Genomic DNA, 13,225 nt, shown 5'->3' on the forward strand with positions numbered 1-13,225 from the left:
ACCGCCCCCAGTGCGACCCCGGCGGAGCCGAGTGTGGCTGCCGCGCCGATGATTCCGACCGCCGATCGGGCCCGCGAACATGCCGAGGTCGCGGGTCAGCCGCCAGGCGCCGAGGCCTGAAACACCACACCCACGAGTCGACCGAACTCGGGGCGGTCCCCGGCAACGACTCGGGAGCCGTTTCCTCTACCTTCGCCATGGGGTACCCGACTCTCTGTGATTCAGGGGTTGGTGCCGGTGACCTCGCGCACGAACGCGTCGACGGCGTCCTCCATCTGGGTGAGTCCGGGTTCCTCGAGCGGATAGTGCCCGGCGTTCTCGAGCATCACCCGCTGCACCGGAACCTTGTCGATCGGGTCGAGCACGGGTTTGCTCAATTCCAGCGGCGTCCAGTGATCCTCGGCGGGCTGGGCGTGCAGGATCGGGCAGACGTCGAAATCGGGTGGCTCGATATCCGGGACATAGGTGCGGTAGTCCTCGAGGAATTTCATCGACGCCGCATTGCCCGCCGAAGTCTTGTCCGCCAGAAACACTTTCATGGCGTCCGCGTTGTTGCACAGCGCGCTCATCTTCGAGGCTAGGCTCATCGGGAATTCCAGGCCCTTCATCGGCGAACGGGCCAGGGCGCCAACGCCCTTCGCACCCACCGTGGCGCTGAACTTGTTGTACGCGGTCGCGATCAACACGTCGCGATTACGCTGGTCGAGGAAGGTCAGGCCGACGATGCCGCACACGGTGCCGCGCGGTGCGTGCGCGGCGACGTGATAGGCGACCATGCCACCGGCCGACAGGCCGTAGAGCACGATCGGGCGATCGTCGCGCGACTTCTCATAGGCCAGGTAGTCGGTGACCATCTGGACCCACTGGCTGTACCCGTAGGTGCCGCCGGGGCGGACCTGCGTCATGCCGTAGCCGAGATTGTCGAGGGCCGTCACCTCCCAGCCCTTGTCGGCCAGCGGCTTACCGAGAATGAGGTTCAGCTGCCGCCCGTTGGTGCCGACGCCGTGATGCAGGATCACTTTCGCCGGGGCGTCGGGGTTCAGATACTGATCGAGGTGGATGTTGTTGTCCTCCCATTCCCAGAAATCCTCGGTGGGGAGGTCCGCTTCGACCGTGAGCCGGAGCCGGGGCGGGAGGAACTCCTGGAGCTTCCGCCACGCGGATTGATCGTGGTACAGGGTGTCGCGCCCGGTTTTGCGCTTCATCGAAAACACCTCGTGTAAGAGCAGTTTGCGAGCCGTTCGATCTCGGCTGTGGCCAGCGCGTCCAGGGAGGCCAATGGTCGGCCGCCCCGCGCCGATAGAGCCTACAGAACAGCACCCACCACACGTGTATACGATCGCCGCCCAGGAACGGTTCTTGGTCGGGAAACTCGCGGCCGACACCCACTGAACGACCGGCGCCGCCGACCATCGTGCACCCAGGTTCCTGGGGCTGGTCAGGGGCTCGCGCAACCACCAAGGTCACTATGGTGAGCATGCGGATGGTGGTGTGGCGCGCGGTGGTCGGCGTGCTGTTGGTGATGGGAGCGGTGGTCGCGCCGGGGCAGGCGAGCGCGGATCCGGGGTATCAGTGGCGGGAGGAGTTCATCACCGCGCCCGACGGGACGCGGTTGCACGCGGACGTGCTGCGACCGGTGGGGCTCGGGGACGACGTGCGGACGCCGGTGGTGATGACGGTGAGTCCGTATCGGTCGCACGAGGCGCGGTTGACCGAGTTGCGACCCGGCGGCGGGCCCTCGATCGGGGATCTGCCGGTGCCGATGCTCCTGGCCGCCGGGTACACGTATGTGATCGTGGATCTGCGCGGGTTCGGCGGATCCAATGGGTGCCCGGACTTCGGGGGGCCGGGTGAGCGATCGGATGTGAAGACCGCGGTGGAATGGGCGGCGGCACAGCCGTGGTCGACGGGGCGGGTCGGGTTGTACGGGGTGTCGTACGAGGGGTGGACCGGTCTCATGGGGCTGTCCGAGAAGCCGGCGGGGCTGGCGGCGGTGGCCTCGTTCGAAGTCGTCGCCGACCCCAACGCCTACCTGTACATGCAGGGCATCGCGTGGAAGTTCTCGCTGAAACCGATCAGTGAACAGGGTTTCCGGCCCGGGGACATCGCCGGGTTCGAGCACCTGCTGATCGCGTCGACGCCCGCGCATCCCGATGACTCGGCCGAGTACAAGGCCAACGCGTCGTCCGTCGACCCGGCCTGCTACCAGCAGTATCTGGCCGAGACCAGCAACCACGACGCGAGCACGCCGTTCTGGCGCGACCGCGATCTGGTGGAGAAGCTGCGCGGCAACACCATTCCGCTGTTCCTCGGCCAGGGGTTCGTCGACTACAACACTCGCGCCGACCGGGTCTTCCAGCTGTGGAACGGTCTCGGCCCCGGCGAGCACAAGGCCATGTTCGGGCAGTGGGGTCACCGCGATTGCAGCGAGAAATGCGGTGCCACACAGTTCTCCTCGGAACTGCTGGCCTTCTTCGACCGGCAGGTGGCGGGCAAGGATGTGACGGTGCCCGGCCCGCGTGTCACGGTCGGGCAGTTCGACGGCCGCTGGCGGGCGGAGACGGCGTGGCCGCCGGCCGACAGCCGCGCTCTCGACATCGACCTGCGCACCGGACGCTATAACGATCGCGGGCTGCTGCCCGGCGCGGACCGGGAAATCTGGACCGTCTCCGAACCACTCGCCCAGGATCAGCAGCTGTCCGGTGCGCCGACCGCCACGCTCACCCTGGACGGTCCCGCCACGGCCAGTGTCACCGTCGAGGTCTACGACATCGCACCCGACAATCGGGCCACCGTGATCACCCGCGGCATCGCACCGGTCACCCCGACCACGCAGGTCCGGCTCCTCGCCCAGGACTGGCCGATTCCCGCGGGACATCGCATCGGCGTCCGCGTCACCGACGTGGTCGACGACGTGTGGGCGCACCAGCCGGCCAACGCCCCCGTCACCGTGACCGCCGCCCAGCTGCATCTGCCGCTATTGTCCGGAATCCGCACCCCGGACCTGCCCGGCGACCTCAGCGAGGCGATTCCGAAGTGGCGAAACGAGAAGACGGTCTCCCTGATCGCCGATGTGGTGAACAATGCCACTGTGGCCGTGACCTTCCCTCCCCGGACCGGCGGTTAGCCCATGACCAGCACCGCGCCGACCGACGCGCCCATCGTCGACGACGCCACCGCCGAGCGGCTGGCGGGGGCGCTCCGCTGCCGCACCGTCTCCCACGAGGACCACAGCCGCATCGACCCGGGCGAATTCGAACGCCTCACCGGCCACCTGGAGAAATGCTTCCCCCTGGTCCACGCCCGCCTCACCTGGGAGAGCTTCGGCCACAGCCGCCTGTACCGCTGGGCGGGCAGCGCGGCGGCCGAGCACCAGGCGGGCGGAGCCGAGCAGCCGGCGAAGGCAGCCGAGGCCGGGGCGGCCGGGAGCATGCGGCAGGGGACGCGCACCGGCGAGCCCGGAGCTGAGGCCGTGGCCGCGATTCTGCTGGCGCACATGGATGTCGTGCCCGTCGACGACCACGACGGCTGGCCGTACCCGCCGTTCGGCGGGGTCGTGGACGACGAATTCATCTGGGGGCGCGGCGCGATCGACGACAAGAGCCGGATGATCGCGATTCTCGAGGCGGTCGAAGCGGCGCTGCGGGACGGCGTCGCGCCCACGCAGACGGTGTATCTCGCGTTCGGCCACGACGAGGAGATCTTCGGGGCCGACGGCGCGGGACAGATGTCGCGGCGGCTGCGGGACGCGGGGGTGCGGGCCCGGCTGCTGGTGGACGAGGGCGGTGTCATCACCGTCGGCGTCGCCGAGGGCATCGACGTGCCGGTGGCCACGATCATGGTGGGCGAGAAGGGCTTCGCGACCGTGCGGCTGTCGGTCACCGATGTGGGCGGGCACTCGTCCATGCCGGGACGGCAGACCGCGGTCGGGCGGCTGGCGCGGGCCGTGGCCCGGATCCAGGACCATCCGTTCCCGCTGCGGCTCACCCCGGTCGCCGTCGACATGCTCACCCGGGTGCGGAAATTCGTGACCGAACCGCGGCGCACCCTGCTCGGACTGGTCAATGTGGCCGGGCCGATCGCGGCCCGGGTGCTGGCCGCCCGGCCGCAGACCGAGGCGCTGGTGCGGACCACCACCGCGCCCACCGTGATCAGCGGCGGGGTCAAGTCCAACGTGCTGCCGCAGCGGGCCGAGGCGTACGTGAATTTCCGTATCCTGCCCGGTGATTCGGTGGCCGGAGTGCTCGCGCACTGCCGGAAGGTGGTGCGCGACAACGGGGTCACCATCGAACTCGACGGCACCTGCTCCGAGCCGTCGGCCGACCCGAGCGCCGGACCGGATTTCGAGGTGGTCGCCGATGTGGCGCGCGCGGTGGTGCCGGGGCTGGCCGTCACTGTCGGCGTGGTTCCCGCCGCCACCGACTCCCGCTACTACGACGATCTGGCGCGGACCCGCTGCAACTTCGCCCCGATCATGCTGTCCGCCGCCGACCTGGAACGCATCCACGGCACCGGCGAACGCATCTCCCGCGCCAACTACGCCCGATTGATCCGGTTCAACCGGCTCCTCATCGACCGCATCGCCACCTTCTGACCCGAGCCCGGCACTACCCGTCGCCGTCGGCAGCGCGCTCGGGCGCATCGGCCCCTCCGAGGCGTCGGCCTCGCGTCCGACCAGCGTGAGCGCCGTCGTCCGCGCGCCGACCGCCGCGCCCACGGGTGCGAACTTCGCGGTCCTGCTCCCCGCCGCGCCGGATACGCGAGAATGGCTTCGCCGGTGGGTGACAATTCGGGCGCACGTCGTCGTGGACGGGCGTTCCCGCCGGCACGGTGACCATTCGACCTCGAAGGGAGCGGCGATGACCCGCACGGAGACCGGTGAATTCCAAGGCGCGGGCGGGCGGGTGTACTGGCAGGCGTGGCTGCTTGACACCGAACCGCGCGCGGTGGCCGTGATCGTGCACGGCTACGCCGAGCATTCCGGCCGGTACGCGCACGTCGCGCGGCGGCTCACCGAATCCGGGTTCGCCGTCTACGCGCTCGACCACACCGGCCACGGCAAGTCCGAGGGCGCCCGCGCCAATATCGGCTCGCTCGACACCGCCGCCGACAATGTGCGCACCATGCTCGCCACCGCCACCGGCCGCCACCCGGGACTGCCGAAATTCGTCATCGGCCACAGCATGGGCGGGCTCACCACCGCCTACTTCGCCACCCGCGACCAGCCCGAGGTGGACGGTCTGGTGCTGTCCGCCCCCGCGATCGACATCGAGGCCGGCAATGCCGTGCAGCGTCTCGCCGCGCCGCTGGTGGCCAAGTACCTGCCGAATGTGCCTGTGGTGAAACTGGATTCGAAGCTGGTCAGCCGCGACCCCGAGGTGGTGCGCGCCTACGACGACGACCCGCTGGTGCATCACGGCGGCGTGCCCGCCCGCACCGCCGGGGAGATGCTGCGCGCCGGTGAGTACGTCAAGGCGCACCTGGATCGGCTGACCGCGCCGCTGCTGGTCCAGCACGGCAGCGCCGACGGCCTCGCCTCACCCACCGGCACCGACAAGGTGGAACGCGACGCCGCGGCCGAGGACAAGACGATCATCCGCTACGACGGGCTCTACCACGAGATCTACAACGAGCCCGAGCAGGACAAGGTGCTCACCGACGTGGTCAACTGGCTCGAGGCGCACCTGCCCGGCGCCTGATCGGGCTCACCTGTAGGTCGTCAGACCGGCGTCCTCGCCGTCGAGGACGCCGGTCCGGAACGCCTCCAGCCGGAGGAAACCACTGGGCACCACCGCGCCGTTGACATCGGCGGCGGTACGACCAGTCCCCGCCGAATCCGCGACGTCCTCACCTCGCCTCCCACACCACTCGGGACACGTATCCACCGAGATATCGCGCGAAGTCCCCAGTCCCGCAACGACAGTTCGTGACACAGTCGAGGATCATGAGCGACTATCGCGGCCTGAACCGGGCCAATTGGAACGATCGCGCCCCACTGCACGCCGATTCCCTCGACTACCACTTCGACGACTTCCGGACCGACCCGTCCTTCCTCAGCCATGTGGTGCGCTTCGATCTGCCACGGCTCGGCGACATTCGCGGCGTCGACGCCGTGCACCTGCAATGCCACATCGGCACCGACACCCTGTCGCTGGCCCGGCTGGGCGCGACCGTGACCGGACTCGACTTCTCCCCCGCCTCACTGGCCGAGGCCCGCAAGCTGGCCGACGCCGCCGCGACACCGATCGAGTACGTCGAATCCGATGTCTACGACGCGGTATCCGCGCTCGGCGGGCGGCGGTTCGGGATGGTCTACACCGGGGTCGGGGCGCTGTGCTGGCTGCCGGACATCCGCCGCTGGGCCATGACCGTGGCGGCGCTGCTGCGCCCCGGGGGCCGTCTGTTCCTGCGCGAGTACCACCCGGTGCTGTGGTCGGTCGACGAGACCCGCACCGACGCCCTGACCATCGGGTACCCGTACTTCGAGACCGCGGAGCCGATGGTGTTCGACGACGGGACCACCTACGTCGACACCGATTCCACCATGGCCAATACCACCACCCACGAATGGAACCACGGGCTCGGCGAGATCGTCGAAGCCCTGCTGCAGGCCGACCTCACCCTCACCCAGCTCGTCGAACACGACAGCGTCCCCTCGAACCCGTTGCCCGGCCGCATGGTCCACGACGAGCAGTGGGAATGGCGATTGATCGAACATCCCGAACGCCTGCCCCTCAGCTACACCCTGCAAGCCCGCAAAGGCTGACCGGCCACATCGGGAACCGGCATCGACCCTCCCGCGTCCAAGTACTCGGAAGCTGGACTACGGGAGGGACGCCGATGGAACCGGAAGCCTTGCGGCGCAGCGCCCGCCTGAGCCAATCGGGCGCCGAACACGACCAGGCCCGCCTCACCGACCGCGCCACCGACCCCGACTACATCGACCACGTCGAAGACTTCACCCGGCTGACCCACCAGCAGATCCACGACGCCGTCCAGGCCATGAACCCCGGCGACATGCACACCGCCGCCGACACCTGGGTCACCATCGCCGACAGCATCTTCGGCGCCGTCACCACCCTGCACGCCACCATCCACACCGCCCTCGCCGACAGCATGACCGGCCACCTCGCCGACGCCGCCGCGGCGGCCGCCCGCCGCTTCGTCCAGGACGCCACCGACACCGCCGAGATCACCCACAGCACCGGCCACCGCATGATCGCCGCCGCCTTCGGCGCCGAAGCCCTCCGCAAAACCGTCCCCCCGCCGCCCCACGGCCCCGCCACCGACCGAGCCGACCACTACCACCTCGCCCTGGCAGCCCTGGACGCCAACTACACCCCGATCTACCCACCGGCAGGCTCAGGAATCCCCGCCTTCTTCACGGTCACCACACTGAGCGCGGCCGATTCCCCCGGAAACAGCAGTGGCGCAATGAATCCTGGCTCCACATCGGATGCCAAAACCACCCCAGGGTCCACGCCGAATCTGGACGCATGGGGCAATCCAGCCGACCTCGACGCGCACCGACCACGGACGGGCGAAGAGACCCTCTCGACGACCAATTCCCCCTCGGCACAGCGAATCCCCGGGGATCAGTCCACGTCCGGTGAACCAACCACGCTCGATCAGACCGTGGCGGACCTCGGCCAAGATCGATGGCGAGCCGACAAGGACCGCTCGGCCACCCAGCCACCGACCACCACCGAAACCCACCCCACCGCCACCCACCCGACGTCCACAACGCCAACCGGCGACCCCACCCGCACAACCCACCCCGCCTCTCCCCACGGCATCCCATCGAACCGCTACTCCCCCAACCCCTTCCCCGACCTCGCCCGCAGCTTCCCGGGCCCGACCACCCCCGAACCCCTCCGTCAGCCAGGTCCCGTCACACCACAGGTTCGCCCCGAATCTCCCAGCACCGCCATACCCCCGGGCATGTTCGCCCCCGGCACCCGCACCCCCCCCCCCGACGCGGCCCACACCTGCCCACCCTGGCTGATCCGCAACCGCGAGAACGAGCTACTCGGCACTCCCCCACCCCACATCGCCCCGGTCCTCGGCGCCGAATTCCCTGCCGCCCAACCGAATCCCGCATCCGAGGAATGATGTGATCCTCATCCAACGGGCACGCCGATCCTCCCGCCTCCACACCCCTGGGCTGAGACCCCATGACCTACCTCGCCAGGGTCGGTGGCCGCATACCACCGACCCCAGACGAGGAAGCGAACATCGAACAAGCTGGCGTGGAATGGATTCCACTCAGCTGAGCCGCACGCCCCGGCGTCAGCGGTCCCAGATGCGACTGCCGAGAAAGGCGTCCCACTCGGAGCCGTCGAAGAACAGCTCCGGGCCACCGGGATTCTTCGAGTCGCGTACGCCGACCTCGCCGTCAGCGAAGCAAACCTCCACGCAGGTTTCGGAGGCCTTCGACCGGGTCGATTTGAACCATCCGGGCCCGGATGACTGGCTGCTCACGCTTCGTACTCCTTCGCGATCCGCACAATGATGTCCGCTGTGTCCCTTTCACTCAACGCTACCGCTCTGATCCGGTCCGTCGCCTCTCGATATTCCTCGACGACATCCGGTTTGGAGTGATAGACGCCCGCGGAACCGCTTTCGAGGTAGACCACCGGTGCGTCCACGACATTGCTACTCAACGCCGGGAACTGGACCAGGGTGAATGGCTGGATAGCCAATCCCTTGTGGGAGCCGGCCGCGAACGGAATGAGTCTGATGCTGATGTTGTCGCGCCGGCCCGCATCGGCGAGCCACCGCAGCTGTCCAGCCATCACGGCTGGGCCACCCGGCTGATGCCGCAGGACTGATTCCGACATGAGCAGCTCCAGGCGGAAGTCGGTATCGTTCAACCTCTTTTGCCGCCGGACGGCGAGCTCGACGCGGCGCTCGGTGTCGACGATGGACAAGTCTGGGTCATCGATTCGGGCCATCGCGCGCCGATAGTCGGGGGTCTGCAACAGCCCGTGAACCAGCACGTGCTGATAGCTGACGACCCGATGGGCGGCGGCTTCGAGACGCAGGTAGCGGGGCAGGTGGGCGGCGACCTGGTCGGCGTACGGCTGCCAGTACCCTCGCGAATCGCCCTGCTGCTGAGCGATTTTCTCCTCGGACCGAACCTCGCCCCAGAGACGCAGTGCCTCCTCGCGGTCCTGCGCCGATGCCCCGTAGAACTCGAGCAGCCGTTCGATGTCGTTCGTGCTGGCATTCGTCGGATATCCATTTTCCATGCGCACCACCGTCTGACGCGACTTGTCAATCTCGAGCCCAGCGGCCAAGGGCTTCTTGCCACTTCGAGTTCTGAGACCCCGGAGATACGAACCGAACGCAATACGAGAAGCGGCCAAACCAGTCATTCGATCAGCCTCGCTATCTGAATAGATGTCCACGATGGCTACGTCCACGATCACCGGTGTCCACGGGCGATACCGCTCACCGTGGACACTTCAGCCTAATCCGTGGACAGGTCACCATGAACCCAATTTCCGCGACCTCTGGGGTGTCTACTGAGACATGCACCGAGCGGTGACAGCGCGCAGCCGCTCGGGCATTCAACCATCACCAGCGGTATGTAATTCGAGGGGATTCCGTAATGCTTTGGGACACTTGGGCGCTGCTGTCGATTCTCGCTCTCTGCCTGTCCGTGATCGGCTGGAGCGTGTGGGGTTTCTACCGGGATGAGCATCCGGGTGGTGAGGCCCGGTTTCTCCGACTGTGTCTCGACGGTTCGAGGCATGTGGAGGCGCCGGCGAGCGGGCGGGCGGGGCGTCGCCACCGCGGGCGGCATCGGCCCGGGTCATGGCGCGGGGGTCCGTCGTTCCCCGCGTCGCGGACGTAGGGCGGTGACGACGTTGTCCTGGACCACATCTCGCGTGAGCCATCATCGACTGCCGCTGACGCCGTCGATGCAGACTTCCGACAGCGTGAAGATCCTGTTGTGGCCACATCGGCTGTGCGCCGAAGGCGATGGCCACCTGCCCGGTTCGTGTAGCGCGCGCAAGCAACTACTCGCCATCGCCCGCAACGCGGGCTGGTCCTGGGTCGAGGGCGTGTGAGTTGCTATTCGCCGCCGAAGACCCTTTCCACCACCGTTTTCGCGCGGCGGGTGACGCGCATGTAGTGGTCGAGGAATTCGCTGCCGTCGTCGTTGGGCCAGCCCGCGACCCGGGCCACCGCCGACAGGAGGGTGCCGGGGCCGGGGAGTTGGTCGGCTGGTTTGCCGCGGACCAGGACCAGGGCGTTGCGGGCCTTGGTGGCGGTGAGCCAGGCGTCGCGGAGGAGTTCGGCGTCGGCGGTGTCGATGAGTTCGGCGCGTTCGATGGCGTCGAGGGAGTGCAGGGTCGAGGTGTTGTGGAGTTCGGGGACCTCGTGGGCGTGCAGCAGTTGGAGGAGCTGGACGGTCCATTCGATGTCGGCCAGGCCGCCGCGGCCCAGTTTGGTGTGGGTGGCGGGGTTGGCTCCGCGCGGGAGGCGTTCGGAGTCGACGCGGGCCTTGATGCGGCGGATCTCGCGGACGCCCTCGGGCGACATGCCGCCCTCGGGGTAGCGGACCGGATCGATGGTGCGCAGGAAGCGGACTCCGAGTTCGGGGTCGCCCGCCACCTGATGCGCGCGCAGCAGCGCCTGGACTTCCCACGGCTGCGCCCACTGCTGGTAGTAGGCGGCGTACGCGGCCAGGGTGCGGACCAGCGCGCCGTTGCGGCCTTCGGGGCGCAGTCCGGCGTCGACCTGCAGCGGCGGGTCGGTGCTGGGCGCGCCGAGCAGGCGCTGCACCTGTTCGGCCACGCTGACAGCCCATTTCACGGCGACCGTCTCGTCCTCGCCGGGGCGCGGGTCGCAGACGAACAGCACATCGGCGTCGGAACCGTAGCCCAGCTCCATGCCGCCGAGCCGTCCCATGCCGATGACGGCGAAATCCGCGGGCGCGGGCCGGCCGAGTTCGGCCTCACTGGCCCGGATCACGGCCTGAAGCGCGGCTTCCAGGGTGGCGATCCACACGGAGGACAGCGCCTCGCACACCTGCTGAACGTCGAGCATGCCGAGCACGTCGGCGGAGGCGACGCGAGCCAGTTCGTGCCGGCGCAGCGATCGCGCCGTGGCGACCGCGCGCTTGGGATCGTCGTAACGCCGTGCCCCGGACAGGATTCCGCGCGCCACATCCGAGGGCTTGGTGGCCAGCAGCAGCGGCCCGTTGGGGCCGTCGGCGTACATGCGGATGGTCTCGGGCGCGTTGATCAGCAGATCCGGCAGGTAGGCCGAGGAGCCGAGCACGATCATCAGCCGTTGCGCGATGGCCCCTTCGTCGCGCAGTTCGCGCAGGAACCAGATCTCGTTGTCGAGGCCCTCGGAGACGCGCCGGTAGGCGAGCAGGCCCGCGTCGGGATTCGGTGTCTCGCCGAGCCATTCGAGCAGGGTGGGCAGCAGCAGCGCCTGGATGCGGCCCTTGCGCCCGACCTCACCGGTCAGCGCCTTGAGGTGGCCGAGCGCGTTCTCCGGGGACACGTAGCCCAGCGCGGCCAGCTGCCGCACGGCCGCCGCGGGGCTCAGCCGCAGGGCGGCGGCGTCCATGCGCGCCACCGCGTCCAGCAGCGGCCGGTAGAAGAGCTTGGCGTGCAGCCGCCGCACCCGCACCGCATTGCGTTTGATCTCGCTGGTGAGCACCCCGACCGCGTCCTGGCGGCCGTCGGGGCGCATGTGCGCGGCGCGCGCCAGCCAGCGCATGCCCTCCTCGTCCTCGGGGGCGGGCAGGGTGTGGGTGCGCTTGAGCTTCTGCAACTGCAGCCGGTGTTCGAGCAGCCGCAGGAATTCGTAGGAGGCGGTGAGGTTGGCGGCGTCGTCGCGGCCCACGTAGCCGCCCGAGGCCAGCGCGCCCAGCGCCTCCACGGTGCTCTGCACGTGCAGCGACTCGTCGGCCTTGCCGTGCACCAATTGCAGCAGCTGGACGGCGAATTCGACATCGCGCAGACTGCCGTGCCCGAGTTTGAGCTCGCGTTCGCGCAGATCGGCGGGCACCAGGTCCTCGACGCGGCGGCGCATGGCCTGCACGTCGGCCACGAAGTCGGGCCGTTCATTGGCCGCCCACACCATGGGCATGAGGGCTTTCTGATATTCGCGGCCGAGGTCGAGATCGCCGGTGGCGGGCCGCATCTTGAGCAGCGCCTGGAATTCCCAGGTGCGCGCCCAGCGCTTGTAGTAGGCGACGTGCGAGTCCAGGGTGCGGACCAGCGCGCCCGCCTTGCCCTCGGGCCGCAGCGCGGCGTCGATCTCGAAGAACGCGGCGCTGCCGACGCTCATCATCTCGGCGGCGAGCCGGGTGGCGGTGGTGTCGGCCGGTTCGGCGACGAAGATGACGTCCACGTCGGAGACGTAGTTCAGTTCCCGCGCACCGCATTTGCCCATGGCGATGACGGCGAGGCGCACCGGCACCTCGCGGTCCTGGCACACCCGCGCGACCGCGACCGACAGGGCCGCGGTGAGCGCGGCGTCGGCCAGATCGGTGAGGTGCTGGCCCACCTGCTCGTACGGCAGCACCAGTTCGTTCTCGACGGTGGCGGCCAGATCGATGGCGGCCAGCAGCATGAGCTGATCGCGATACCGCTTGCGCAGCAAGGCGATCGCCTCGGGCCCGGAGATCCCCGCCCGGTACATCATGGGCCCGGCCGCGGCCCCGTTCTCCGGGACGGCCTGCACGGCGTCCAGCAGATCCGCCAGCACTTCCGCGCGGCTGGGCAGCGTGGGCCGCCGCAGCAGCCGCCACGCGCCCGGATCGGCCACCAGGTGGTCGGCGAAGGCACTGGAGGAGCCGATCAGCGCGAACAGCCGCCCGCGCAGCGCGGAGTCGCGGCGCAGTTCGGAATCCACGGCGGCCCAATCGCTCCCGAGCTGCTCGCGCAGCCGGATCAGCGTCAGCAGCGCCAGATCGGCGTCGGGGGAACGCGACAGCGCCCACAGCAGGGGAACGCTGTCCACGTTGTCCCACGCCAACTCTCGCAGAGAGGCGGCTGCCGACGGCTCGAGCAGACCGAGCCGCCCGACACCGGGCACAGCGGAACGAGCAGTCGGTGGCCGAACCATGCCCACCAAATTACAGGCCGCGACCACCAGACATGCCACCCATCCCACCCAAACCAGACACTGTGTCCAATCCGCTTCCGGTCCGCGACGCCACCAAGTGGCCGCGGTGACGTGCCGATCGGGTCCCGGG

The 13,225-nt window shown here is 69.0% G+C and carries 10 protein-coding genes; 6 read left to right on the forward strand and 4 right to left on the reverse strand.

Annotation, left to right across the window (positions count from 1 at the left end):
• Positions 1 to 221: 221 nt before the first annotated feature.
• Positions 222 to 1,205 carry an alpha/beta hydrolase gene (locus ACFV4K_RS30270; protein WP_379279518.1) on the reverse strand — a complete coding sequence of 328 codons (984 nt, stop codon included), beginning with the start codon at positions 1,203 to 1,205 and terminating at the stop codon, positions 222 to 224.
• 263 nt (positions 1,206 to 1,468) lie between these two features.
• Between ACFV4K_RS30270 and ACFV4K_RS30275 the strand changes: the two genes are divergently transcribed.
• From ACFV4K_RS30275 to ACFV4K_RS30295, 5 genes are all read left to right on the forward strand, one after another.
• On the forward strand, positions 1,469 to 3,127 hold the full coding sequence (locus tag ACFV4K_RS30275; RefSeq protein ID WP_379279519.1) for a CocE/NonD family hydrolase: 1,659 nt from the start codon (positions 1,469 to 1,471) through the stop codon (positions 3,125 to 3,127).
• 3 nt (positions 3,128 to 3,130) lie between these two features.
• Positions 3,131 to 4,594, forward strand: coding sequence for a M20/M25/M40 family metallo-hydrolase (locus tag ACFV4K_RS30280; RefSeq protein ID WP_379279521.1), 1,464 nt, complete (start codon positions 3,131 to 3,133; stop codon positions 4,592 to 4,594).
• A 265-nt stretch (positions 4,595 to 4,859) separates the two neighbouring features.
• On the forward strand, positions 4,860 to 5,699 hold the full coding sequence (locus tag ACFV4K_RS30285) for an alpha/beta hydrolase (RefSeq protein ID WP_379279522.1): 840 nt from the start codon (positions 4,860 to 4,862) through the stop codon (positions 5,697 to 5,699).
• 245 nt (positions 5,700 to 5,944) lie between these two features.
• Complete coding sequence (locus ACFV4K_RS30290; protein ID WP_379279524.1) at positions 5,945 to 6,766, forward strand: class I SAM-dependent methyltransferase; 822 nt, start codon at positions 5,945 to 5,947, stop codon at positions 6,764 to 6,766.
• Between the two features lie 74 nt (positions 6,767 to 6,840).
• Positions 6,841 to 8,112 (forward strand): hypothetical protein, encoded by a 1,272-nt coding sequence (locus tag ACFV4K_RS30295; protein WP_379279526.1) that lies wholly within the window; start codon positions 6,841 to 6,843, stop codon positions 8,110 to 8,112.
• A 177-nt stretch (positions 8,113 to 8,289) separates the two neighbouring features.
• Here the strand turns inward: ACFV4K_RS30295 and ACFV4K_RS30300 are convergent, their stop codons facing one another.
• Complete coding sequence (locus ACFV4K_RS30300) at positions 8,290 to 8,481, reverse strand: DUF397 domain-containing protein (protein WP_379279527.1); 192 nt, start codon at positions 8,479 to 8,481, stop codon at positions 8,290 to 8,292.
• Positions 8,478 to 9,425, reverse strand: a complete 948-nt coding sequence (locus ACFV4K_RS30305; RefSeq protein ID WP_379279529.1) for a helix-turn-helix domain-containing protein — start codon at positions 9,423 to 9,425, stop codon at positions 8,478 to 8,480. The genes ACFV4K_RS30300 and ACFV4K_RS30305 overlap by 4 nt, the downstream gene beginning before the upstream one ends.
• Positions 9,426 to 9,893: 468 nt before the next feature.
• Here ACFV4K_RS30305 and ACFV4K_RS30310 point away from each other — a divergent pair, with 468 nt between their 5' ends.
• Positions 9,894 to 10,076: a hypothetical protein gene (locus ACFV4K_RS30310; RefSeq protein WP_379279531.1), complete on the forward strand. Its 183-nt coding sequence runs from the start codon at positions 9,894 to 9,896 to the stop codon at positions 10,074 to 10,076.
• A gap of 4 nt (positions 10,077 to 10,080) precedes the next feature.
• On the opposite strand, the gene ACFV4K_RS30315 is transcribed toward ACFV4K_RS30310, so the two are convergent.
• Positions 10,081 to 13,095 carry a bifunctional [glutamine synthetase] adenylyltransferase/[glutamine synthetase]-adenylyl-L-tyrosine phosphorylase gene (locus ACFV4K_RS30315; RefSeq protein ID WP_379279532.1) on the reverse strand — a complete coding sequence of 1,005 codons (3,015 nt, stop codon included), beginning with the start codon at positions 13,093 to 13,095 and terminating at the stop codon, positions 10,081 to 10,083.
• Positions 13,096 to 13,225: the final 130 nt, after the last annotated feature.

This window comes from Nocardia sp. NPDC059764 (assembly GCF_042732555.1).
Lineage (GTDB): Bacteria > Actinomycetota > Actinomycetes > Mycobacteriales > Mycobacteriaceae > Nocardia.